The 23,054-nt window shown below is 75.2% G+C and carries 26 protein-coding genes; 7 read left to right on the top strand and 19 right to left on the bottom strand.

Features of this window, described 5'->3' with window-relative positions:
• Window positions 1-419 precede the first annotated feature (419 nt).
• From ACRYM0_RS14195 to ACRYM0_RS14155, 9 genes are all read right to left on the bottom strand, one after another.
• Window positions 420-1,430 carry a bacteriorhodopsin gene (locus ACRYM0_RS14195; protein ID WP_432506113.1) on the bottom strand — a complete coding sequence of 337 codons (1,011 nt, stop codon included), beginning with the start codon at window positions 1,428-1,430 and terminating at the stop codon, window positions 420-422.
• Between the two features lie 88 nt (window positions 1,431-1,518).
• Entirely contained in the window at window positions 1,519-2,331 is an 813-nt protein-coding gene (locus ACRYM0_RS14190) for a DUF72 domain-containing protein (RefSeq protein ID WP_432506111.1), read from the bottom strand.
• A 15-nt stretch (window positions 2,332-2,346) separates the two neighbouring features.
• A complete protein-coding gene (gene map, locus ACRYM0_RS14185) occupies window positions 2,347-3,129 on the bottom strand; it encodes a type I methionyl aminopeptidase (protein ID WP_432506109.1) in 783 nt (260 codons plus the stop codon).
• 40 nt (window positions 3,130-3,169) lie between these two features.
• Entirely contained in the window at window positions 3,170-3,652 is a 483-nt protein-coding gene (locus tag ACRYM0_RS14180) for an MmcQ/YjbR family DNA-binding protein (protein ID WP_432506107.1), read from the bottom strand.
• Window positions 3,649-4,491 (bottom strand): MFS transporter, encoded by an 843-nt coding sequence (locus ACRYM0_RS14175; RefSeq protein WP_432506106.1) that lies wholly within the window; start codon window positions 4,489-4,491, stop codon window positions 3,649-3,651. The genes ACRYM0_RS14180 and ACRYM0_RS14175 overlap by 4 nt, the downstream gene beginning before the upstream one ends.
• Complete coding sequence (locus tag ACRYM0_RS14170) at window positions 4,460-4,792, bottom strand: hypothetical protein (protein WP_432506104.1); 333 nt, start codon at window positions 4,790-4,792, stop codon at window positions 4,460-4,462. The genes ACRYM0_RS14175 and ACRYM0_RS14170 overlap by 32 nt, the downstream gene beginning before the upstream one ends.
• Window positions 4,783-5,208 (bottom strand): hypothetical protein, encoded by a 426-nt coding sequence (locus ACRYM0_RS14165; protein ID WP_432506102.1) that lies wholly within the window; start codon window positions 5,206-5,208, stop codon window positions 4,783-4,785. The genes ACRYM0_RS14170 and ACRYM0_RS14165 overlap by 10 nt, the downstream gene beginning before the upstream one ends.
• 136 nt (window positions 5,209-5,344) lie before the next feature.
• Complete coding sequence (locus ACRYM0_RS14160) at window positions 5,345-6,169, bottom strand: glycoside hydrolase family 3 C-terminal domain-containing protein (protein WP_432506100.1); 825 nt, start codon at window positions 6,167-6,169, stop codon at window positions 5,345-5,347.
• 48 nt (window positions 6,170-6,217) lie between these two features.
• Complete coding sequence (locus ACRYM0_RS14155; protein WP_432506098.1) at window positions 6,218-6,832, bottom strand: PadR family transcriptional regulator; 615 nt, start codon at window positions 6,830-6,832, stop codon at window positions 6,218-6,220.
• Between the two features lie 141 nt (window positions 6,833-6,973).
• Between ACRYM0_RS14155 and ACRYM0_RS14150 the strand changes: the two genes are divergently transcribed.
• From ACRYM0_RS14150 to ACRYM0_RS14140, 3 genes are read left to right on the top strand one after another with little or no spacing between them, the layout of a single operon-like run.
• Window positions 6,974-7,984, top strand: a complete 1,011-nt coding sequence (locus ACRYM0_RS14150; protein WP_432506096.1) for a formylglycine-generating enzyme family protein — start codon at window positions 6,974-6,976, stop codon at window positions 7,982-7,984.
• A gap of 44 nt (window positions 7,985-8,028) precedes the next feature.
• Entirely contained in the window at window positions 8,029-8,364 is a 336-nt protein-coding gene (locus ACRYM0_RS14145) for a YidH family protein (protein ID WP_432506094.1), read from the top strand.
• The gene (locus ACRYM0_RS14140; RefSeq protein WP_432506092.1) at window positions 8,361-8,753 is read left to right on the top strand and encodes a DUF202 domain-containing protein; all 393 of its coding nucleotides are present in this window, start codon (window positions 8,361-8,363) and stop codon (window positions 8,751-8,753) included. The genes ACRYM0_RS14145 and ACRYM0_RS14140 overlap by 4 nt, the downstream gene beginning before the upstream one ends.
• A 145-nt stretch (window positions 8,754-8,898) precedes the next feature.
• Here ACRYM0_RS14140 and ACRYM0_RS14135 read toward each other — a convergent pair whose 3' ends face one another.
• From ACRYM0_RS14135 to ACRYM0_RS14105, 7 genes are all read right to left on the bottom strand, one after another.
• Window positions 8,899-9,141, bottom strand: coding sequence for a ferredoxin (locus ACRYM0_RS14135; RefSeq protein ID WP_432506090.1), 243 nt, complete (start codon window positions 9,139-9,141; stop codon window positions 8,899-8,901).
• The gene (locus tag ACRYM0_RS14130) at window positions 9,138-9,545 is read right to left on the bottom strand and encodes an NADH-ubiquinone oxidoreductase-F iron-sulfur binding region domain-containing protein (RefSeq protein WP_432506088.1); all 408 of its coding nucleotides are present in this window, start codon (window positions 9,543-9,545) and stop codon (window positions 9,138-9,140) included. Before ACRYM0_RS14130 ends, ACRYM0_RS14135 begins: the two co-directional genes overlap by 4 nt.
• Entirely contained in the window at window positions 9,515-10,345 is an 831-nt protein-coding gene (locus ACRYM0_RS14125; RefSeq protein WP_432506086.1) for a hypothetical protein, read from the bottom strand. The genes ACRYM0_RS14130 and ACRYM0_RS14125 overlap by 31 nt, the downstream gene beginning before the upstream one ends.
• A complete protein-coding gene (locus ACRYM0_RS14120) occupies window positions 10,342-10,920 on the bottom strand; it encodes a ferric reductase-like transmembrane domain-containing protein (RefSeq protein ID WP_432506084.1) in 579 nt (192 codons plus the stop codon). The genes ACRYM0_RS14125 and ACRYM0_RS14120 overlap by 4 nt, the downstream gene beginning before the upstream one ends.
• Window positions 10,917-11,855 carry an FAD:protein FMN transferase gene (locus ACRYM0_RS14115; RefSeq protein WP_432506117.1) on the bottom strand — a complete coding sequence of 313 codons (939 nt, stop codon included), beginning with the start codon at window positions 11,853-11,855 and terminating at the stop codon, window positions 10,917-10,919. Before ACRYM0_RS14115 ends, ACRYM0_RS14120 begins: the two co-directional genes overlap by 4 nt.
• A complete protein-coding gene (locus ACRYM0_RS14110; protein ID WP_432506082.1) occupies window positions 11,855-12,148 on the bottom strand; it encodes a hypothetical protein in 294 nt (97 codons plus the stop codon). Before ACRYM0_RS14110 ends, ACRYM0_RS14115 begins: the two co-directional genes overlap by 1 nt.
• 63 nt (window positions 12,149-12,211) lie before the next feature.
• Entirely contained in the window at window positions 12,212-13,015 is an 804-nt protein-coding gene (locus ACRYM0_RS14105) for an SDR family NAD(P)-dependent oxidoreductase (RefSeq protein WP_432506080.1), read from the bottom strand.
• 60 nt (window positions 13,016-13,075) lie between these two features.
• Here ACRYM0_RS14105 and ACRYM0_RS14100 point away from each other — a divergent pair, with 60 nt between their 5' ends.
• Entirely contained in the window at window positions 13,076-13,825 is a 750-nt protein-coding gene (locus tag ACRYM0_RS14100) for an SDR family oxidoreductase (RefSeq protein WP_432506079.1), read from the top strand.
• On the opposite strand, the gene ACRYM0_RS14095 is transcribed toward ACRYM0_RS14100, so the two are convergent.
• Entirely contained in the window at window positions 13,805-15,145 is a 1,341-nt protein-coding gene (locus ACRYM0_RS14095; protein ID WP_432506077.1) for an MFS transporter, read from the bottom strand. The two genes, ACRYM0_RS14100 and ACRYM0_RS14095, sit on opposite strands and share 21 nt — an antisense overlap.
• A gap of 79 nt (window positions 15,146-15,224) precedes the next feature.
• Between ACRYM0_RS14095 and ACRYM0_RS14090 the strand changes: the two genes are divergently transcribed.
• Window positions 15,225-15,809, top strand: a complete 585-nt coding sequence (locus ACRYM0_RS14090) for a TetR/AcrR family transcriptional regulator (RefSeq protein ID WP_432506075.1) — start codon at window positions 15,225-15,227, stop codon at window positions 15,807-15,809.
• Between the two features lie 111 nt (window positions 15,810-15,920).
• Here the strand turns inward: ACRYM0_RS14090 and ACRYM0_RS14085 are convergent, their stop codons facing one another.
• Together ACRYM0_RS14085 and ACRYM0_RS14080 are read right to left on the bottom strand one after the other, a co-directional pair.
• Entirely contained in the window at window positions 15,921-17,948 is a 2,028-nt protein-coding gene (locus ACRYM0_RS14085) for a glycoside hydrolase family 3 protein (protein WP_432506073.1), read from the bottom strand.
• 88 nt (window positions 17,949-18,036) lie between these two features.
• A complete protein-coding gene (locus ACRYM0_RS14080) occupies window positions 18,037-18,738 on the bottom strand; it encodes an alpha/beta hydrolase (protein WP_432506115.1) in 702 nt (233 codons plus the stop codon).
• A 1,119-nt stretch (window positions 18,739-19,857) separates the two neighbouring features.
• Here ACRYM0_RS14080 and ACRYM0_RS14075 point away from each other — a divergent pair.
• Both ACRYM0_RS14075 and ACRYM0_RS14070 read left to right on the top strand, forming a co-directional pair.
• Window positions 19,858-21,066, top strand: a complete 1,209-nt coding sequence (locus tag ACRYM0_RS14075; protein WP_432506071.1) for an ROK family protein — start codon at window positions 19,858-19,860, stop codon at window positions 21,064-21,066.
• Window positions 21,067-21,347: 281 nt separating this feature from the next.
• Window positions 21,348-22,970 (top strand): carboxylesterase/lipase family protein, encoded by a 1,623-nt coding sequence (locus ACRYM0_RS14070; RefSeq protein WP_432506069.1) that lies wholly within the window; start codon window positions 21,348-21,350, stop codon window positions 22,968-22,970.
• Window positions 22,971-23,054 lie beyond the last annotated feature (84 nt).

Below are 23,054 nucleotides of genomic sequence, written 5' to 3'. Positions count from 1 at the left end.
GCAGTCACCTGTCCATCTTCGACCACGGGGGTGGGTGTCGTCACGGTCACGATCATGGTTCCGATCTCGCCCTGTCAGGAGAGGTTGCTACGAGCGGCTGGCCTCAACTCACCCTGACAGACAGGGGCCGCCCACGCCGAGCGCCGCTACGCGCACAGCAGCGACACCCGCGCGGAGGAGCGCACCCGGGCCCGCCTCGTCGCACACCTCGACGCCCACGGGCTCAGCGGCAGCGCCTACGACCCGCGCGGCCAGGAGCGCGACTCGCGCCCCCTGCCTGCACGCAGCAGCGTCCCGCCCGCACCGGCTCCGTGGTCGGAGCCCGAGCCGTCGGCGACCCTCCTCGCGGAGGCACCGTCCACCCCGCTGGCACGGCCCCTCAAGAGCGCGTGAGCCGGCGCCGCTGACAGCCGCCCCGCTCAGGGGCGGTCGGGCTGCTCCCGGTGGCGGCTGCGCTCCGTGGAGGTGACGTCGGCGGTGCGGGCACCACCCTCCGCCACGTCGGCCGTCCCGCCCGGCCCGGTCAGCGGCCTCGCGCCCTCACCGCCGTCGGTGAGCACGACGCCCTTGAGCAGCGGCTGCACGCCGTCGGACTCCTTCACCGAGGAGATCCACACGTCCTCCGGGTGGGTCTGCTCGCCGGCGTGGACGTCCTCGGCGGTGCGCAGCTTGGCGACCTTGTGGATGAGGACGCCGAAGCCGATCTTGGCGGCGATGTCGGCGAAGGAGAAGCCGACCTGGATGGTGGTGGTCCAGCCGGCGCCGGGGAGCCAGTTGTGGATGGCGTAGGCGATGGGGTACCAGCCCCACACGCTGAGCAGCACGATGGCGGCGTTGCGGTACGACGCGTACGCCTGCGCGCTCATCGAGCCCTTCGAGGAGCGCAGCACCCGGATCAGCAGGACGTACAGGGCCGCGTAGAAGGCGGTGCTGACGAGGCCCCAGACGAGCAGTTCCGTCTGGTCCGTGCCGGCGCCGTCGACCGTGGCGCCCAGGTACCCGGTGAAGATCATGAGGAACGCCGCGGTGACGAGGGCCGCGCGCACCACCCGCGCGCGGGCGCCGACCAGTCCGGAGACGGCCAGGAACTCCACCATCAGCAGCGGCACCGTGACCGACCAGTCCATGTACCTCGGGGTGAGGGTGTTCAGCGCCTCCGCGTTCGGGAAGTACGTCCCGTCGGCGTACGTGTAGCCCTGGTCGAACTTCAGCACCAGGTAGGCGTACGACAGCGCCGCCACCGCTGCGATGGCCAGCGAGGCGTGGGCCGCGGTGCGGTAGCGGGCGCCGACCTCGCCGGTGGACCTCCAGGTCCACAGGAATTGCGCGAACAGCGCCAGCCCGGCGACCGTCATCGCGTACTGGATGAGGTCGTGCTGCCCGGCGCTGAGCGCGACGACCTCGGGGCGGACCACGTCGGCTGCGATCACGGGGGGCCTTCCTGGTGGTTCGACCGGCGGCGACCGCCGTCCAGGTCGCCGCCGGCCACCGTAGGGGCGCGTGCAGCCGGCCGCGCGCTCAACGCCCAAGCCGCTGCGCGAGGGCGAGCGCGTCGAACGGGGCCCGCCCGGCCATGGTGTTGTCGAAGTGCACGAACACGTCCCGCCCACCCGCCGACCACGCCCGCACCCGTTGCGCCCAGTCGTCGAGCGCGGCGTCGTCGTAACCGCTGACGTACAGCTCGGGCGAGCCGTGCAACCGCACGTAGGAGAAGTCGGCGGTCTGCTCCTGCAGCAGCGGCCAGCGCCCGCCGGTGTCGGCGGTGACGAGCGCGACGCCGTACGCGCGCAGCACGTCGGTGAGCTCGGGGTTCTCGTGGCTGCGGTGGCGCACCTCCACGGCGTGCCGCAGCGGGCGCTCCTCCACCCCGGCGGGCGACGTAGCGCCCGGCGCGGCGGCGCGGAAGGCGGCCAGTTCGGCGGCGGTGGTCGTGGTGCTCGGCAGCAGCGCGCAGAACCGTGCCAGCACTTCCGCGTCGAAGCGCAGGCTCGGCGGCAGCTGCCACAGCACCGGCCCGAGCTTCTCGCCCAGGTTCAGCACCCCGGAGGCGAAGAAGTCGGCGAGCGCGTCCTGCACGTCCACGAGGCGGTGCTCGTGGGTGACGGCCCGCCAGCCCTTGACGCTGAAGCAGAAACCCGGTGGGGTGCGCCGCGCCCACGACGGGTAGTTCCCCGGGCGTTGCAGGGCGTAGAACGAGGCGTTCAGCTCAACTGTCGGCAGCCGGTCGGCGAGGTGCTCCAGCTCCCGGCGCTGCACCAGGCCGGGCGGGTAGAACACCCCGCGCCACTCCGGGTAGGTCCAGCCGGAGGTCCCGATCCGCAGGCGTCCCACGAGCCCGGAACCTGGTCAGGGGGCGGTGAGCACCACGGGGCCGTCCTCGGTGACGGCGATGGTGTGCTCGGCGTGCGCGGCGCGGCGCTTGTCGAGGGTGACGACCGACCAGCCGTCGCGGGCGGTGCGGTAGCTCTCGCCGCCGGCCAGCAGCATCGGCTCGATCGCCAGGGTGCTGCCGGGTTCCAGGCGCACCTCGGGGGCGCCGGGCAGCGGGCGGTTGGGCACGAACGGCGCCTCGTGCATGCTGCGCCCGATGCCGTGACCGCCGTGGTCGGGCAGGTGGGAGTAGCCGTGGCGGCGGGCCACCTCGTCGATCGCGCGCGCCACGTCCGGCAGGGTCGCGCCGGGGCGGGCGGCGGCGATGCCGGCCGCCAGGGCCTCCTCGGTGGCCCGCACCAGCCGCACGTCGTCCTCGTGCTGCTGCCCGACGTGGACGGTGATCGCGGAGTCGCCGTTCCAGCCGTCCAGGATGGCGCCGGCGTCGATGCTGAGCAGGTCCCCGTCGTCGAGGCGGCGGCCGGTGGGACGCCCGTGCACGACGACCTCGTTGACGGACAGGCACAGCACGCCGTTGAACGGCCGCGGCGCCCAGGAGGGGGCGTAGCCGAGGAACGACGGCAGGGCGCCGGCTTCGCGGATGCTCGTCTGCGCGATCTCGTCCAGGTCGCGCAGCTTGGCGCCGGGCACGGCTGCGGCGCGCACCGCCTGCAGCGTGCGGGCCACGACGCGACCGGCCTCGCGCATGGCGTCCAGCTCGGTGGGGGTCCGGACGGGGAAGGCGGGTGCGTCGCTCACCGGACGAGTATGGCGCCGCGCCGGGTGCGGCAGCGGCCGGTCACCCCCGGGGACGTGCCGGGCGGGCGCGGGGAGCAGCCTCGCCCGGGTCGGCGCCCCCGAGGCGCCGCCGCACCTCGTCGGGCAGCGCGGGCCGCGCGTGGCGGGGCATCCCGGCGACCACGAGCGCGTAGGAGTCCAGCACGAGTTCCTCGACCAGCTGCGCCATGACGCCGGGGCCGCCGGCCACGGAGATCCAGTGCTGCTTGTTCACGTGGTACCCCGCGGTGATGCCGTCGAACTCCTGCCGCAGCGCCCTGGCGTGCTCCGGGTCGCACTTGAGCGTGGTGATCGGCCGCCCGGTCACCTCGCTGGAGATGCAGAACACCTTCCCGGCCACCTTGTGCACGTCGTGCTCGGGACCGAACGGCCGGCTCAGGGTGAGGTCGGGCAGCTCCGCCGCCACCCGGGCCGCGACCTCCTGCACCGCGGTGCCGTCGAGGGGTGCGCCACCGTCCGGGGTGGAGGGGGTGTGGTCGCTCACCCGCCCATCGTGCTGCCCGGGACGGGTGCGGAGCAACGCACCCGGGGCCGCCTCGTGGGGCGGCGGGGTTCCCGCTGCGCGAGGGCGACGACGAGCACGAGGACCAGCAGGACGGCGGCGAGCCCGTCGAAACCGGCACGGGCCAGGACGGGTCCGGCGAGCGCACCCCCGGCGGCTCCGGCGCAACCCATGAGCGAGTCCGACACCCCCTGCAGGCGGGGCCGCTGCACGGGCGTGGCCGCGGAGCTGACCAGCGTGGAACCCGCCACGATCGACGCCGACCACCCCAGCCCCAGCAGGACCAGACTGACCGTCACCAGCGTCGCGTCCTCCGAACCCAGCAGGGCCAGCAGCAGGGGGGCCAGGAACAGCACCTGACCCGCGAGGACGACGCTGCGGGCACCGAAACGGTCGCTGAGGGTGCCGAAGCCGGGCGACAAGGCGTACATGCCGGCCACGTGCAGGCTGATCGTCAACCCCACCAGGCTCAGCGAGGCGCCGTGCTCGGTCAGGTGCACCGGGGTCATCGACATCAGGGGAACCATGGTGGCGTGGCTGCCGGCGACGGTGAGCACCGCGCGGCGCGCGGCGGCGTTCGAGCGCAGGACGCTCAGCCCACCGGCAGGACGCCCGGCGGCGGCGCTGCCGCCGGGGCCGTCCGGCCCCGCACCGGCGAGGGCGGTGGCCGTCAGGAGCGGGTCGGGCCGCAACCCCACGAGCAGGACGACAGCGCCGAGCGCCTGCGCGCACGCGGAGACGACGAAACCGCCGGTGAGCGGCGGCAGGCCCAGGGCCCGCCCGACGGCCTCACCGGGTTCGAGCAGGTTCGGCCCGGTCACCGCACCGACCGTGGTGGCCCAGACCACCAGGGAGAGATCGCGCCCGCGGGCGTCCGCGTCGGCCAGGTTGCGCGAGCCGGGCCAGCGGCACCGCGAGCAGGGCCGCGCCCAGGGTGGCCGTGGTTGCGGCCATCTCGGACGAGGCCGGGGAGCCGGAGACCTCGGTGACGAGCAGCGCGCCCAGGCTGAGGGTGGCGCCGGCCCCCAGCCCGCCCAGGACCTGACCGGCGGCCAGGGCCCGCACCTGCTCACGGGTGACGGGGCAGTGGCCGACCAGCGGACCGCCCGAGGTCAGGGGCACACCGTCGAGCGGATCGCCTCCACGAGCTGCTGGGCCTGCTGCTCGGTGAGCTGCCCGACGTCACCGCCGCTGAAGCGCTCCTGGGCGTTCGAGGTGACCGTCGCCTCGTCCGTGCCCTGCTCGATGTCCGCGCAGACCTCCTCGGCGCGCTGCTGCAACTGTTCCGCGTCGGCCGCCAGCTCCGGTTCCACCGCAGCCGCCAGGCCCGCGAGGCGGTCCCACGCGCCCTCCGCCGCCTCCGTGGCCGCGTCCAGCGCGGCACCGGCCTCCTCGCTCGCAGAGGCGATCGCGCTGCTCGCCTCCGACGGCACGCTGACCGTCACGTCGGGCGTCGACACGTCCTCCGTGGTGGCGCTGCAGGCGGTCAGCAGGCCGATCAGCGCGGCGGCGGTCAGTCCGGCGGCTGTGGTGCGCACGGGGCCCTCCAGGTCGGGTGACGGCAGTTCGCGGTCGCCCGCGACGGGCGAGCACTCCCCCCTCGGGCCTCCCCCACCCTGCCAGGCGCCGGGAAGGGCGCGGGCGACGGGCCGCCGTCCGCGCCGGAGCGCCCGCTCACCAGTCCGCGACCACCCCGGCGCCGGCTTCGAAGAGCGCGTCGGCGGTGTCACCGGGCACGTCGGGGCGGGAGGCGGCGACCGCGGCGTCGGAGCGGGGCAGCTGGAAGGGCAGCTTCCCGCGCGGGCGGACCCTGCCGGTGAGGACGTCCAGGAGCGCGGCGTCGGAGGTGCCGTACACGGCCAGCAGCGCGGCGCTGTGCGGCAGCAGGGGCGTCAGGACGGCGGGCCGGTCCAGGTGCACGGCGATCACGACCGGCAGCCGGCGCGCCAGCTGCGCGGTGCGGGCGACGGTGTCCGCGTCGAACTCCAGGCTGCCGGCGTGGAACTCGGCCTCGAGCACGTATGTGTCGCGCGGCTCCCAGGGCGCCTGCAGGCGCACCACGGCCAGCTCCGCGTCCTCGGGGTGCGCGAGCTGCAACCCGGCCGCCTCCACCGCCGCCGGATCGACCCCCTCGACGTGCACGCGGGTGCCCGCCGCCAGCGGCAGCGTCCCGGGAGCGCGGTGCAGCACGGTGACCAACTCCGCCTGCGCCCGCCGGCCCGCGGCCACGGCCTTCGCGGTCCCCAACCGCTCGGCGGCGGTGGACTCGTCGACGAAGGGGTCGTCGAAGAGACCGAGTTCGGGCTTCACCCGCAGCAACCGGCGCACGGCGGCGTCGAGGTGCTCGACCCCCCGGGCCCTCGCCGGCAGGGTGCGCCCGCCCACGTCGGAGGCGGTGACCAGTCCCCGGTCCGTGCAGACCACCCCGTCGAAACCGAGCTCCTCGCACAGCAGCACGCGCCGGTCGAGGCCCTCGAACACGAGGACGATGGCACGCACGAGAACCTCGCAGGGGACGGTCCCTGCGAGGGCGGTGGAGTCGGGGTGTCAGTCCGTCGGCACGGTACTGACCGCCGCCCCGGCGGACTGCTCCGCCGGGAAGGTCAGGTCGCCGTCCAGGACCCGCCGTCGCAGGTCCTCGCAGGCGGCGATGTGGGCGTCCACGGTGGCGGCGCCGCGCCGGTGCAGCCACTCCCGGACCCCCGCCGCGAGCAGCGGGTCGTACGGCAGGTCCGGCTCGTCCTGCCGGCTGCGGTCGCGGAAGCGGTAGCGGGCCACCTGCTCGCGGCGTGCGGCCAGTTCCGTGTCGAGCAGGGCGAGGAGCTCCTGGCTGCTCAGGAACCCGGCGAAGCTGATGCGGGCGAAGAACTCGGGGTCCTCGGAACGGCTGGGCGGCGTGTACGGGCCCTTGAGCCAGTCGAGGAAGACGGTGGCGCCCTCCTCGGTGACCCGGTAGGTCTTGGCGTCCTGGGCTCCCGGGCGCTCGTGCACCTCGTGCACGACCCAGCCCCGGTCCTGCATCTGCCCCAGTGATCGGTACACCTGACTCATCTGGGTGTTCGAGCGCAGGAACCGCCCGGAGGTGTCGAGGTACTTCTTGAGGTCGTACCCGGTGCTCGGGCGCTGCAAGAGCACGCCGAGCAGGATGTTCTCGAGCTTCATCGCGCACCTCCGCCACCGCTGCGTGGCACGTTGGGACCCGAAGACCATGACACTTGTGGATTACCCTGTCACCGGCGCCGCCGGGCCGACCGCGGCAGCGGCGTCGCAGCATCGCCCACCTGCAGCGGCGGAGGAGGACGCATGAGCGACGGACACGGCTGCTGCGCGCACCAGGTGCCGAGGGGGCTCTCCCGCAGCACGACGGCCACGGTGCACCCACCGACCACCCCCTCACCCCCCGCAGCGCCGAGCAGCGCGATCGAGCGCCCCTCCAGCGCGATCGAGCTGCCCGGTGGCACGTTCCTCATGGGCACCGACGACGAGCAGGGCTACCCCGAAGACGGCGAGGGCCCCGTCCGCGAGGTCACCTTGAGCCCCTTCGCGATCGACGCGCACGCCGTCAGCACCGCCCGCTACGCCGCCTTCGTCGAGGCCACCGGCTACGTCACCGAGACCGAACGCATCGGCTGGTCGTTCGTCTTCGCTGCCTTCCTGCCCGCACCCCTGCGCAAGATCAGCCCCCGCCCGGACAAGACCCCCTGGTGGGCCGCGGTCACCGGCGCCACCTGGTACGCCCCCGAAGGCCCCGGCAGCACCTGGCGAGGACGCGAGGAGCACCCGGTGGTGCACGTGTCCTGGGCCGACGCGCTGGCCTACGCCACCTGGGCCGGAGGGCACCTGCCCACCGAGGCGCAGTGGGAGTACGCCGCCCGCGGCGGGCTGGTGCAGACCCGCTTCCCCTGGGGCGATGAGCTCACCCCCGACGGGGTGCACCGCTGCAACGTGTGGCAGGGCGTCTTCCCCACCAAGAACACCGCCGAGGACGGCTACAAGGGCACCGCCCCGGTCGACGCGTACGAACCCAACGGGTACGGGCTGCACAACGTCGCCGGCAACGTCTGGGAGTGGTGCGCCGACTGGTTCTCCACCACCCACCACCTGCCGCAGGGCTCGCCCGGCACGCCCGTGCGCCGCGATCCGCGCGGGCCCGAGCGCGGCGACTCGCGCGTCATGCGCGGCGGGTCGTACCTGTGCCACGCCTCGTACTGCAACCGCTACCGCATCGCCGCGCGCACGGCGAACACCCCCGACTCCGCCGGCGGCAACACCGGCTTCCGCGTGGTGTGGGACTTGCCCGGGGCGAGCACGTGAGCGGCGGCCGGGCCGGACGTGAACGCTCCCGTTTCCCCGCCTCGGTGTACCGGCACGGGTCCGAACCGGACCCGCGCTTCAGCCTGGCGAACGAGCGCACCTTCCTGGCCTGGATCCGCACCTCCCTGGCGCTGCTGGCCGCCGGGGTGGCGCTGGAGGGCCTGGCCCTGCCGCTGCAGCCGCAGCTGCGCCTGGCCGCCGCGATCGTGCTCATCGTGCTCGGGCTGGCCGCGCCGCTGCAGGCCTGGCGCGGGTGGGCGCGCGACGAGCGCGCCATGCGCCAGGGCCGCCCGCTGCCCTCCCCCACCCTGGCGGCACCCCTGACGATCGGCACCACCGCCGCGGGGCTGCTGGTCCTGGCCGGGCTCCTGCTGCGTTGAGCGCGACGGGCGACGGCGCGGCGGACGAGCGCACGAGCGCCTCGACCGTCTTCGACACCGGTCTGCAGGTCGAACGCACCGCGCTGGCCTGGCGGCGCACCGCCCTGGCCCTGGTGGTGGTCTCCCTGGGCGCAGCGCGGCTGCTGCCGCAGCAGCTCGGCGCCGGTGCGGTGGTGCTGGGTGTCGTGGGTGCGGTGGCCGGAGCGTCGGTGCACGTGCTGGCGACCCGGCGGGCACGGCGCACCACCGCCCGGCTGCTGGCCGCCGGGGACCTGGACCACCCGGCCTCCTCGGCCCACCTGCAGGCCCTGACGGCCGGCGCCTGCCTGCTGCTGGGGCTGGGCGCAGCGGCGCTGGTGCTCGTGCACGGCCTGCACCGGCCCGCCTGAGGCCACACCGCCGCACGGCTCGCACCAGGTCACCTCCTCCGTGCTCGGCGGAACGGGGGAGCGCACGCGCGTGAGGCGGCCGGTGAACGGGGCTCACCGGAGCGCGGCGGGCCGGTCCCGGCCACCGCTGCACCGGGGAGCACGCTCAGCCCTCGCGCACCAGCCGGAGCGCGAGGACCGGGCACGACCGCTCGGCCCGGCGGGCCGCCCGCAGCAGTTCGGCCGGGACCTCGGCGCGGCGCCCGCCACCTCGGACGACGGGGAACCCCCAGTCGTCGGTGGTCAGCAGTTCCGGCAGCAGCTCCGTGCAGGCGCCGTGCCCGTCGCAGGCCGCCCAGTCGATCCGCAGCCGCGCAGCGGGGGCACGCCGCGTTCCCGTCCCGTTCACGCCGCCACCACCCCGCCCACGAGGCAGCGCCCCGCGGCGTGCGCGTCGACGTCCGCCGCGAAGGCCACCAGGGCGCTGGCGACCGTGCGGGCGGAGGCGTCCGGGTGCCGGCACGCTCCCCGGTCGGCGAGCAGACCGAGCGTCCGGTGCAGCTCGTGGACGGCTGCGGGCCCCAGCCGGCAGGACGCCAGCGCTGCCGTGAGCTCCGCCAGCCGGGGCAGGCCGAACGTGCACGGACCGCACTGGCGCACCGACTGCCCGGCGAGGTGGGCGGTGGTGCGGGCGGTTTCGACGAGCGGGCAGGCGTCGTCCGGCAGGACCTGCACGACCCCGGCGCCGAGGCGCCCGCCGACCGCGGCCACGGCCGCGCGGGTCAGGGGGACGGCCGTGTCCTGCGGCCGCACCCAGCCGCCGTGCAGACCTCCCAGGAGGATCCCCACCGTCCTCGGGCTGCCGCCGGCGCGCAGCACGCCCTCCAGCGGCGCGCCGTGCGGGACCTCCACCACGTGCGGTGGGCGGTGGGGCAGGGCGAGGGTGAGCAGCAGCGTCCCGGGGTCCTCGGCGGTCCCCTCCTCGCGGAACCGCAGCGCCCCTGCCGGGCGACGAGCGCGGCGTGGGCGAGGGTCTCGACGTTCTTCACCAGCGTCGGCCGCCCGGCCAGGCCCCGCCGCGCCAGCGGCACCCCGTCGCCGCGCGGGCGGGCGGCGGAACCGTCCAGGTGGGCGACGAGGGCGGACTCCTGCCCCGCGACGAAACCGGGCGCGGAAGCAGCCGTGCGCACCGGGACCCGGTCCAGCGGCCAGCGCGCGGCGCGGCGCTCGGCGAGCGCGGCGTCGACGGCGGCCAGGACGGGCCCGGCCGGCGCGCACACCACGACGTCCGCGGCGCCGACGGCGGTCGCGACCGCCTGCGCGCCGTCGAGCACGAGGTGCGGTTCCGTGCGCAGCAGGTGGGCGTCCTTGCGGCTGAGCGGTTCCCCCTCGACACCGTTGACGACGACGACGGCCGGGGTCCCGGTGCGCCCCGCCTCCTCGTGCACCCGGCGCAGTTCGGGCCCGAGCAGCCGCGACGCTCCCCCGCGCCCGCGCAGACCCGACCGCTCCAGCTCGGTGAGCAGGTCCCGGGTGCGGTGGTCGGTGCCGTGGAGCCGCGCGTGCGCGTGCAGGTCCGGAACGGCCGGCGGACAGGGGGCGAGGACCCTCACCGGTGGGCTCCTTCCAGGACGGCGGGACGGCGGGGCGGATCGACCGGGCGCCAGCGCGGCCGGGAACGCCCGAGGACCACGGCCAGCGCGACGGCGACCGCGCAGGCCCCCGACAGGGCCGGCCCCCACCAGGTGCGCGTGTCGCTGCCCGCCCCCAGGCCGTGGGCGAGGGTGAGCGCGAAGAAGAGCCAGCTCAGGGCGTGCACACCGCGCCACGCGCGCTGCCCGAGCCGCACGCGGGCCAGGCTGGTGCCGATCAGCGCGGCGAGCAGGAGCAGCGCCAGGGTGCCCAGCCCGGTCCAGAACGGCCGGTACCCCGAGGCGAAGGGGACGACGACGTCGACGAGCGTGACGTCGACGTAGGAGTCGGCGACGACGCTGCCGACGTGCACGGCCACGAACGCGAGAGCGGCCAGCGCCAGGCTGCGGTGCAGGGCGAGCGTCGCGAACCGCGGCGACCCCGCCGGTCGGCGCCGGCCGCGGGTGATCACCCCCAGCACGACGACCGCGGTGAACAGCGGCAGCAGCACCAGCCCGCTGGCGCGGGCGACGTGCCACAGCGGTTCGGCGTTCACGGGGCACCGCCGGCGCCGGGCCAGCGCCCGGTGAGCAGGACGTCCCCGTCGGCGCTGACGAGCCGCGCGGTGGTGCCCGCCCCGTGCAGCCACGGCAGGGCGGCGCGCCCGCGCACCAGGGCTGCGGTGCTGGCGGTGTTCGCCTCCAGGCAACTGCCGGCGGCCACCGACACCGTGCGCCACACCGGGTCCGCGGGCAGCAGGGTCCGCGGGTCGAGCACGTGGTGCACGAGGCGGGTTCCGCAGCGCCAGCGGCGCGAGAGGGTGCTGGAGGTGGCCAGGGCGCCGCCCGGCGGCAGCGTCACCAGGTCGGCCGGCTCGTCCACCCCGTCCTGGACGAGCACCGTCCACCCGGTCCCCGGGGCGGGCCCGGCGGTGGCCAGGTCCCCGCCGAGGGCGACGAGGACGCCGACCCCCAGGCGCCGGGCGACCAGCGCCGCGCACCGGTCGGCGGCGGCGGCCTTGGCGGTGGCTCCGAGGTCCAGGCGCACCCCGTGCGGGACGACGACCCGCCTCCTGCGCAGCCGCACCCCGCGCCAGTCGGGGCGGTCGCGGGTGACGACCTTCACGCGCACCGCCGGCACGCCCGAGGTCTGGAACTCGGCCAGGTCCCGGTCGTAGCCGAGGGCCGACACCGCGTCCCCGAGGGTCGGGTCGACGTCCCCGCCGGTGCGCTCGGCCGCCTGGAGCGCTGCGGCGAGCAGTTCGGCCAGGGTCCTGGAGACCTCGGTCTCCACCCCCGGTCGCAGCCGGGACAGTTCGGAGTCCGCGCGGAAGCGGTTGCAGGCCGCGTCGACGCGCTGCAGCTCGGACACCACCAGGGCGCGCGCGGCCGCCAGCGCGGCGGGGTCGGTCACGACCACCCGGGCCGTCGTGCCCCACACCTCCCACTGGGCGACGTGCTCGGTGACGGGCAACTGCTCCAGCAGCGCCATCACGAGCCGCCCGAGGTGGCGGCCGCCGCACCCGAGCCCTGGGACGTCGACGATCCCCCGGGTGCCCAGGACCCCTCCGAGGAGCTGCTGGACGTCGTGTCCGAGCTCGAACCCGTCGACGACCCGGTGGAGCTGGTGGAGCTGGTGGTGGCGCTGTCAGCGACCGCGAGGGCCGTGCCGGTCCCCGCGACCGCCAGCACGCCACCGGCGACCGTCACCGCCGTGATCGCCCGGACCCGGGAGGTGCCTCGGCGTCGCGCGCCGTCCTCGGGTGGGGTCTGCCGTCCGTCCATGCCACGAGGGTCGGCGCCGTCCCTGGTGAGCACCCGCGCACGGGCTGTGCACCGCTTGTGCGGTCACGAGACGGTTCCGGCGTTCGGCGGTGCGGGCGGTGGCGGCTGCCGGGCCGCGGCCTCGTGCGCGCGGCTGGGGACCTGGGTGGCGAGCTTGCCGCCGGAGACGTCGACGAGCGTTCCCGTGATGTACGAGGCGGCGTCGCTGGCCAGGAACACCAGCAGGTCGGCGACGTCGTCGGCGCTCTCCCAGCGCCGCAGCGACAGCGTGTCCAGCAGGCGGTCCTGGGCCGCCGGTTCCATCTCGGCGAACCCGTTCATGGCCGTGGGGACCATGCCGGGGGCGTAGGCGTTCACCGTGATGCCCCAGGGGCCGAGCTCGGAGGCCAGGACCCGGGTGAACTGCACCACCGCGGCCTTGGAGGCGGCGTAGGCGGCGCTGCCGACGCTGGGCACGATGGCGGCGAACGACGCGGCGTTGACGATGCGGCCCCGTCGTGCGCGCTTCATGACCTCGGCGACCGCCTGGCTCACCAGGAAGACGCCGCCGGCGTTGACGTCCAGGCAGCGGCGCCACTGCTCCCACGACAGGTCGGCCACCAGGCCCTCGACGTTGATCCCCGCGTTGTTCACGAGCACGTCGATCGTCCCGTGGCGCTGGACCACGGCGTCCACCGCGCGCTGCACCGAGCCGGGGTCCACCACGTCGCAGACGATGCGCTCGACGTCGGCGGCTTCCGCCTCGAAGGAGAGGTCGAGGGCGACGACCCGGCAACCCTCCCCGGCGAAGCGGGCGGCGAGGGTGCGCCCGATCCCCCGGCCTGCTCCGGTGACGACCACCACGCGGCCCGCGAGGTCGAGGTGCACGACGCCTCCTTCGACGGGCGTGCTCCACCGCACGCACCTGGACGGACGTACTGTCGGGACATGAGCCTAGCCACTCCCGCCGGTCCCGCCCCCGAGCGCAAGGTCGCCTGGATCACCGGCGGCGGGACCGGCACGGGGCGGGCGGTGGCCGAGGCCGCCGCCCGCGCGGGCTGGGCCGTGGTCGTCAGCGGCCGCCGCCCCGAGCCGCTGCGGGAGACCGCGGCCGCCATCACCCGCGCCGGCGGTGCCGCCCTCGCCCTGCCGCTGGACGTGCAGGACGCGGCGGCGGTGGCCGCGGCGCGCGCCGCGGTCGTCGAGGGGTTCGGGCGGCTGGACGGCCTCGTCCTGGCCGCCGGGCTGAACTCGCCGCGCCGGCGCTGGGACGACCAGGACGTCGCGGGCGTGCACGACGTCATCGCCACCAACCTCTCCGGGCCGATCACCGTCCTCGACGCCGCGCTGCCGGACCTGCGCCGCAGCGCCGGCGTCGTCGTGGTCGTCTCCTCCTACGCGGGCTGGACGTTCTCCCCCGGTGCCGGGGTCGCGTACTCGGCCAGCAAGACGGCGCTCGGCCCGCTGGTGCGCACCCTGAACCAGCAGGAGGCCCCGCACGGCGTGCGGGCGTGCCACCTGTGCCCGGGCGACATCGCCACCGACTTCCTCGACCAGCGCCCCGAGGTGCCCGACGAGGCGGCGCGCGCCGTGATGCTCACCCCCGAGGACGTCGCCCGCACCGTCCAGTTCGTCCTGGACAGCCCACCGCACGTGCGGTTCGACGAGGTCGTCCTCTCACCCCTCTCCCAGCGCTGAGCGCCGGCGCCGGCGCCGGGACCGCACGAGCAGGCCCACGACCAGCGATCCCAGCGCCAGCGACAGGCCGCTGACGAGCACCGAGGAACGCACGCCGACGGCCGCGCCGAGCACCCCGATCGTGAATCCGCTGCCGACCCGGAGCCCGCCGGAGGCCATCGAGTACACGCCGACGGTCCGGCCGCGCTCCGCGGGGTCGGCCCTCAACTGCACGACCGTCTGGTTCACCGACACCGACACCAGGTTGGCGACACCGCCGACGATCAGCAGCCCGACGGCCGTCGCGAGACCACCGCTGAGGGAGAACCCCGCGATCGCCAGCCCGAAGCAGAACGTCGAGACGACCGCCACGGCGACGTTCGGGCGGATCCAGCCGGTCGCCTCGAGGACGATCCCGCCGAGGACACCGCCGAGCCCGTTGGCGAAGAGCAGGATCCCGTAGGCGGTGCCGGAGGCGCCGTCCCCGAGGCCCTCGGCGAACTCGGGCATGACCGTCTGGAGCGCGGACCCGACGAAGAGGGACGTCAGCCCCGCCACCAGGATCGCGGCGGCGATCTCCTCGTCGCGCATGACCCGCCGCGCCGCACGCGCTGCGGCGAGCGGCCCGAGGCGCTGACGGGGAGCGGTGGCGCCGCGCCCGTGACCGGTGCGTCGGGTGCGCAGCAGGAACAGCGTCAGCGGCAGGTAGAGGACGGCGTTGACCCAGATCCCCGCGGTGGCCCCCACGCCCAGCAGCAGCGCGGACCCCACCACCGGGCCGAGCAGGACCCCCAACCCGCGGAACGTCGCGTTGAGGCGCACCGCGCTCGGCAGGTCCTCACGACCCACGAAGTCCTGCAGGAGCAACTGCTCGGCGGGGGTCCACAGGGCGCCCGCGGCACCGTGCAGGACGAGCAGGACGCACGCGAGCGGGATGCTCAGCGTGCCGGTGGCGAAGGCCACGCCCCAGGCGATCGAGACGCCCGCGAACAGCCCCTGCGCGGCCTGCACGACGCGCCGGCAGTCGTAGCGGTCGGCCAGCGAACCGAACCAGACCGACAGCAGCAGGAACGGCAACCAGTGGCTGATGACCTGGAAACCCGTCAGCGCGGGCGAGTGGAACTCCTGCCACAGCACCCAGTAGGTGATGACGTGTTCGACGTTGTCGGCCATCATCGAGAGCATCCCGCCGGCGAGGTAGGGCCGGCACTCGCGGTTGCGCAGCGCCGCGAAGCGGCGGGGACGCGGAGCCGCCGCGGACGGCGCGGACGGCGCGGACGGCGCGGACGGCGCAGAGGTCGTCGCCGGGACGTTCGCCGAACCCTCGCAAGCGGCGCACATGGACGCTCCCCTCTGCCGACCGGTGGTTCTGCGAGGCTACCACCGTTTCGAGACACAGTGTCTCGTATACGCTGGCCGCGTGTCCCCCGCCCCACCCGGCCGACCCCGCAGCCAGGACGCGCGGCAGTCCGTCCTGCGCGCGATCGACGACCTGCTCGTCGAGCGCGGCTACGCCGGCGTGACGATGAAGGCCATCGCCGAGCGCGCGGGCGTCAGCCGGCAGACGCTCTACCGGTGGTGGTCGACGACCGCCGAGATCCTGCTCGAGGCCTGCGTCGAGGACGCCCGCGACGAGCTGCGCAGCGCGCCGCAGCCGGACGCCCGGCAGGAGGTGCACGAGTACCTGCGCCGGCTCGAGGCCTTCCTGCTGCGCTGCGACGCCGGGGCCGCCTACCGGGCGCTGCTCGGCGAGAGCCAGCACGACGCCCGGGTGCGGGAGCTGGTCCGCGCCGCGGACGTGCTGGCCCCCAGCGCACACGACTGCCTGGCGCGGGTCGGTGCGCACCTGGGCACCGACCTGGGCACCGACGAGCACGTCGCCGAGCTCGTCGGTCCCGTCGTGTACGCGGTCCTGTCCACCGGGACCGCGCCGGAGGTGCCCGCTCTGGCCGAGCACCTGGTGCGCGCCTGGACCCCGCCCCCGCGACCGCGCCGGAGCGCCTGACGGGGCGGGGGCGGGGCGGCAGCCCGTGCGGGACCCGCGACGTGGGAAGGCCGCGGACGTAGCGGCCTGCGCTCGCTCCGTCCGCGGCCGGTCGGTTCCGCGCGGCGCGCGTCAGCGGTGGCGGGAGTCCTCGTAGGAGAGCCCGAAACCGCGCTCGAAGAGCGGATCGGCGGAGTCGTCGGGGACGTCGGAGAGCTGTGCGCTCACGGCCTCCTCGGACGAGGGCAGCTCGAACGGCAGCGTGCCGCCGGGCTCGCGCTCACCGAACAGCGTCTCCAGCAGCACCTCGTCGGACACGCCGTAGTTGGCCAGCACGGCGTCGGCGGTCTCGACCACCCCGGTGAGGACGAGCGGCCGGTCGAGCTGCGGCACGGCCACCACGGGGGTCCCGGCCGCCGCCGCCTCGAGCGCCTGGACGTCCGCCTGCTCGCTGGTCGGCTCCAGACCGGTCAGGTCCGGGCCGGACTCCGGGTCGGTGATGCGCACGACGGCGAGGTCCGCCCGCGCGGGGTCGTCGGTGACCTCCAGCCCCCGGGCGGCGGCGGCCTCGGCGGCCACGCCCGACAGGTAGACGGTCCGCACCTTTCGCTCGCTCACCGGCAGCAGGTCGTCGGTGTTGCTGAGCAGGGTCAGGGACTTCGCCTGCGCGGCGTCACCGAGCCGCTGGAAGCGCGCGTTGCCGGCGATCCGCTCGGCCTCGTCCGGGTCGACGAAGGGGTTCTCGAACAGGCCGAGCTGGAACTTCTGCAGCAGCACCCGCCCGGCGGCCTCGGCCACGCGGTCCTCGGTGAGCAGGCCCGCGTCGACGGCCGCGACGACCTCCTCGGAGGCCGACGTGCCCCCGACCTGGTCGACACCCGCGTTCAGGGTGGCCGCGAAGCGCTCGGTGACGGTGCTGTCCTCCAGGCCCCACGGCGTGCCCTGTCCCCACGGGCCGACGAACCGGTTGGGGGGACGGTTCTCCTGGCACTCCTGCGGGCAGTCGCCGGTGATGCCCCAGTCGGACAGGATCACCCCGTCGAAGCCCTTCTCACCGCGCAGGACGTCCTGCAGCAAGTACGAGTTGAACCCGGCCCCGACCTGCTCGACCGGCTGCCCGTCGCGCACCAGGTCCTGCAGGATGGAGTAGGTGGGCATGATGCCGGAGGTGCCCGCGGCGAAGGCGCCGTCGTACGGGACGAGGTGCTCCTCGAAGTTCCCGCCGGGGAAGGTGGCGTACCGGCCGTAGTAGTAGTGGCTGTCGTAGCCGTTGGCCTGGGCCCCGTACCCGGCCCAGTGCTTGGTGACCGTCGCGACGCTGTCGGTGCCCAGGCCGTCGGTCCCCGCCTGCACCCCGGTGACGTACGCCTGGACCTGCTCGCTCGCGGTCTCGGCGTCGGAGCCGAACGTGCCGTTGATGCGGCTCCACCGCGGCTCGGTGGCCAGGTCCGCCTGGGGGCCCAGCAGTTCGGCGATGCCCATGGCGCGGAACTCCTGGCGCACGACGTCGGCGAGGCGCCGGGTGAGCTCGGGGTCGTCCGCCGCCGCCATGCCGGTCGTGTCGGGGATCGCGGTGGTGCCCACCCGCGCGACCGTCTGGCCCTCGGTCACCGAGAAGCCGTTGCGCGGGTCGCTGGAGACCAGGACCGGGATGCCGAGCGGCTGCTGCTCGGCGATGAGCTGGACGAGGTTGTTCGCCTCCGCGATCTGGGCCGGTTCGGCCGACAGGCGCGTGATGAACGTGGAGACGTGGCGGTTGGCGATGTCGTTGGCCGCCGGGGCGATGTTGTACGTGGTCCCCGAGGTGCTCAGGGTCCCGTGCACGAGGAGCCCGGCGCGCTGGGCGAGGTCCATGCGCCCGAGGAGGTCCTCGGTGCGCTCGGCCGCGGACAGCCGCCAGTCCTCGTACGGCGTCAGCGCGCCGTCGCGGTCCAGGTCGCGGAACTGCAGCCCGTCGACGTCCAGGAGCGGCGCTCCGCGCGTCGACAGCACCGCCTGGGCCGGGGCTTCTGAGGTGGGCGTCGCAGCGGTCGAGGCACCGGCGCCGGTCACCAGACCGGTCGTGACCAGGCCCGCCAGGACGGCGAGGGCCCGAGGGGTCCGGCGGGGGCGCCGCGCGGGGGTCCCCTGCCGGGGGGGTGTGGTCGTGGTCGAGGGCATCGTCGTCCTCCTGGGGTCGGTGGTCTGCTTGCGGGGGGTCATCGGGTGCGGGCGGCCGCCGCCCGAGCGGCGAGCGCCCGCACGGGGATCAGGGCTCCTCGGCCGGCGCGAACGGCAGCGGCAGGAAGGCGACGCGCGTCAGGAAGTCCCTCAGCAGGACGCGCCAGACGAACCACTCGTGACCGCCGTTGACGAAGTCGGTGGTGACGTGGACCCCGGCACGGGTGAGCAGGTCCACCTCGCGCGCCGGCCCGGTGTGCACCGAACCGTAGCCCGCGTGGTGGATGACGTCCTGCCAGCCCGAACCGACGAAGACGGAGACCTTCCGCAGGGCGTCGACCTGCGCCTGGCTCAGGGTCGTGCCCGGGGGCAGCCCGGCGCTCATCATGCCGTAGTAGCCGAACTCCTCGGTGTCGTGGAGCATCAGCAGGTTCGTCAGCATGCCGCCCATGGACAACCCGGAGAAGGCGCGGCGCGCCGGGTCCGGGGAGACGTTGTAGCGCGCCTCCACCCAGGGGATGAGGGTGCCGATGAGGTCGGCTCGGTAGGCCGCGTTGGCGGTGGAGTCCGGGAAACCGGTGGCGTTGGGCATCACGACCACCAGGGGCTCGATCGAGCCCTCGTCGATCAGGTTGTCGACGATGTCCGCCAGCGCCCCCTGCGTGCTCCAGCCCAGCTCGTTCTCCCCGCCGCCGTGCGCCAGGTAGAGCGTCGGGTAGGGCCGGGCCCGTCCAGGGTCGTAACCGGCGGGCGTGTAGACGACGGCGTAGTTCTCGTCGGCCGGCGTCAGGTGCCCCGGCGACGGGTAGGTGACGTGCTCCAGGGTTTCCCCCCTCGTCGCGGGGTGCCTGCCAGGAGCGGTCGACGCTGTCGAACGCGGGGTCCGAGGGCACGTAGACCTGGCTGGTCTGCACGCGGGGCTGGTCCTGGCCCGGACCGACGGTCCACGGCGGGTTGGCCGGGTCGAACACCTGCGGCACGTCGGACTGGTCCTCGGTGCGGGAGTCGACGAAGAAGCCGTAGGTGAAGACCCCCGGGGGCAGCGGGGTCGTGTACGTCCAGACGCCGTCGCCCCGCCGGCGCATGTCGGCCACGGGCCAGTTGGGGCTCGTCGCGTTGGGGTGCTGCAGGGGGACGTCGCCGGGCTGCCACTGCTCGGGCAGCAGCCCCTGGCCCTCGACCGTGGGGGCGTCGGCGGTGCCAGCCAGCTGCGGCAGGTCCGCGGGGCGCGCGAAGAACCACTCCCCCTTGATCTGGACCCGCTCCGCCTCGGGGGCGCGGAAGCGGAAGGTCACCTCGTACCCGGTGGGTCCCTGCCCGGTGTGCTCCACCACGGGCGCGCAGCCGTCCGGCCGGCCACCGGGACGGCCGGACGGCCGGGTGCCGGCGAACGCCGCCGACACCGGGCTCACTGCGAGACCTGCTCCGACCGCGACCGACAGCGCGGCCCTGCGGGTCGGTCCTGGTCCATGGTCCTTCGGCACGGGGTCGTTCCTCTCGTCGGGTGGCGCGCTGGGCTCAGGAGGCGTCGGCGGAGGCGTGGGCGGCCGCTCCCGCGCTGCCGGTGGTGGCGACGAGCGCAGCGATCGGGGTGAGGGCGGCCACGGCGCGCGGCGTCCTGCTCATGTCGTCCTCCGGGTCGGTGCGGGGTTCCCGGCAACGCCTCGGGGCCGGGTCGACGTCGACGCCACCCGGGGGGTGCGGCTGTGCACGGCGGGCCTCTCCTCGTCGAGCGGACGCCCTCGGCGAGGGCACCTCGTGGCCGGGCGGGCGCCGTCGGCCGGCGCCGGCCCGGGGTTAGGTCAAGCCAGGTGCCCTAACCCCGTGGGGCGTCAATCGGCCTCGCGCACAGCCGCTGTCAAGCCCGGGCACGGGAACCCGTCCCGGGGGGCGCACCTATGATTCGACGGTGGGAGGCGCAGACCGTCCGGGGACGTCGTCACGGGCTCACGCCCTCGCGCCGGCGTCCCAGCTGCGCCGGGTCAACACCCGCCGCATCGTGGAGCTGCTGCGCTCCACCGGCCCGCTGACCCGGGCCGACCTCGTCCGGGCCAGCGGCCTGGCCAAGCCGACGGTCGTGGCCATCGTGACCGACCTCGTCGCCTCGGGGGTCGTCCTCGAACGCGGCACCACCCGCGACAGCGGTGCGTCGCCGCCCCGGGGTGGCCGCCCCGGCACGCTGCTGGTGTTCAACGCCGCGGTGAGCACGGCCGTCGCCGTCCGCCTGCGGCCGGGGGAACTGGTCCTCCAGCAGGTGAGCGCGGACGGGGACCCGCTGGCGGAGGCCACGGCGCCCGTCGACACCTGGGACGGCGACCGGCTGATCACGCTGATCGCCGGCGAGGTCCGGCGCCTGTGCGGCAGCGCCGGCACGCTGGCGGCGGTGAGCCTCGTGGTGGCCGGGGTGATCGACCGCGGCACGGTGACGCTGCCGGCGCGCGGCTGGGACCGGTTCCCCGTCCAGGACCGCCTGCACGAGGCCCTGGGGGTGCCGGTGGTCGTGCTGAGCCCCGCCACCGCGGCGATGGCCGGCGAAGCGAGCGCCGGTGCCGCCGAGGGCCACGACACGGCCGTGCTCGTCTTCCTCGTCACGGGCCTGTCCGTCGGGCTCCTCTCCGGCGGCCGGCTGCTGACGGGCGCGAGGGGCGGCGTCGGGGAGCTGGGGCACTGCCGCACCGGCTCGGAGCCGGAGAGGGAGTGCCGGTGCGGGCGCCGGGGGTGCCTGGAGACGGTGGCGTCCGGCTGGGCGGTCCGTCGGGACGTCGCCTCGCTGGGTGCACCGGTGGCCGAGCGCACGTCCCTGTCGCAGCTCGCCGCGTTGCGCGACCCGCGCGTGGACACCGTCCTGGAGGGTGCCGCGCGGGTCCTGGGCGCGGCGACGGCCTGGGCGGTCAACCTCCTGGACCCTTCCGTGGTCGTGCTCGCCGACACCGACCTGACGCGCGGCGCGGACGGGTTCTTCGACGTCTTCGCGGAGGCGGTGCGCCGGGACTCGCTCGGCGGTGGCGAGCTGGAGGTCGTCCGCGGGACGCCGGACGCCGTGGTGCGCGGCGCCGTCCAGGCGGCGCTGGAGCAGCTGCCCGTCGTCGTGCGTCCCCGCCGGAACCTCGGCGCCTGAGGACGGCCGCGGCGGCCGCGCCGGTTTCGCCTGCACACCGCCCCGGCAGCGGTCGGACCAGCGCTTGACAGCCTTCACAGCTGGGTCCAAGCTCGTGCCCGCCGGTTGGGACAGGGAGGTTTCCTCAACCGGATCGCCCGCTGTCGACGACGACCGCGTCACCCGGTGGCGCCCAGTTCCCGGGACCGCCTCGTCCCCCCTGACGGACCACCTGCTCCCGCACCTCGGGGTCACCCCGTCGACGGGGTGGCCCGACCACCACGCGAACCCCTGGAGGCCCCGTGCCGACACCCACCGCCCACGAGACCGCGTCGCGGCCGCGCCGGTTGAGGCGCACGCTGACGCTGCTGACGCTGCCGGCCCTGGCGGCCGGCCTGCTGACCGCGACCACCGCGGCCGCGGACCCGCCCCGCGGGCAGGGGCACGGCCGCGGCGACCGGGCGAACGAGCTCGTGGTCACCGAGCAGGGCAAGGTCCGCGGCGTGACGACGGGCGACGCCCAGCAGTTCCTCGGCCTGCCGTACGCGGCCCCCCCGGTGCGCGAACTGCGCTTCGCGCCCCCGGCCGCCCCGGCCGGGTGGGAAGGCGTCCGCGAGGCCGACCAGCAGTCGCCGGCGTGCCTGCAGTTCCAGCCCAGCGGTGTGCGCGAGGAGCAGGCGGTCAGCGAGGACTGCCTCTACCTGGACGTCTACCGACCGGCCGACGTGGCCGAGGACGAGGACCTGCCGGTGATGGTGTGGTTCCACGGCGGTGGGAACACCCAGGGCACCGGGGTGATCTACGGCGGCAGCTCGCTGGCCGAGAAGACGCGATCCATCGTCGTCACGATCAACTACCGCCTCGGCGCCCTCGGCTTCCTCGCCCACCCCGCCCTCAGCGAGGTGACGCCCGGCGGTTCCGGGAACTACGCCCTCATGGACCAGCAGGCGTCCCTGGAGTGGGTGCAGGACAACATCTCCGCCTTCGGCGGGGACGCCGACAACGTGACGATCTTCGGCCAGTCGGCCGGTGGCGGCGCCGTCTGCAACATGCTCGCCGCCCCTTCGGCGGAGGGGCTCTTCGACAAGGCGATCATCCAGAGCTCCGCCTGCTTCAGCCCGACCTCGAACACCCTCACCGCCGGCGAGGAAGGCGGCGAGGAGTACGCGACGGCCGTCGGCTGCACCGACCCCGCGACCGTCGTCGAGTGCCTGCGCAGCACCTGGCCCGGAACGCTCATCGCCCACCAGGGCGAGTACGTGGGCGGCGCCAAGACCGAGAGCGGCTTCCTGCCGGTGGCGTTCCCCGACGCCTTCGCCCAGGGCACCTGGAACAAGGTCCCGATCATGACCGGGACGACGCGGTCGGAGGACCGCCTCACCGCCCAGTCCCGGGCCGACATCACCGCCGAGGGCGTCGAGGAATTCGTGCGCACCACCTACCCCGACAAGGCCGAGCAGGTCCTCAGCCTGTACCCGCTGTCCGACTTCCAGAGCCCGTACGACCAGATCACCCAGATCACCACCGACGCGGGCCGGGCCTGCAAGACCGAGCTCACCGCCCGCGCGACGTCCGACCAGGTGCCGACCTACCGCTACGAGTTCGACGACCCGACCTCGCCCACCCTCTACGGCTTCGAACTGGCCGGTGAGGACATCTCCAACGCGCACAGCGCCGAACTGCAGTACCTGTTCGACTTCACCCTCGGCGCCGAGCCGTTGACGGCGGAGCAGGAGCGGCTGTCCGACCAGATGATGCGCTACTGGGGCTCCTTCGCCCACGACGGTGACCCGAACCACCGCGGCGCGCCGTACTGGCCGCAGTACGGGGACGAGGAGAACGTCATGAGCCTGCGCCCGGGCGGGGACAGCACCGTCATCCGGAACTTCTCCGAACAGCACAACTGCGGCCTCTGGCTCAGCTGAGAGGCTCCCCCGCCCCCGGGCGGGGTCGCACGCACGGACGCCTCCCCGGGGGGGGGGGGGCGGGGGGGGGGGCCGGCGGGCGGG

The sequence above is a fragment of the Kineococcus arenarius subsp. arenarius genome (assembly GCF_050871845.1).
Lineage (GTDB): Bacteria > Actinomycetota > Actinomycetes > Actinomycetales > Kineococcaceae > Kineococcus.
The sequence above is the reverse complement of the archived record's forward strand: the minus strand, read 5'-3'. Positions and strand labels throughout refer to the sequence as shown.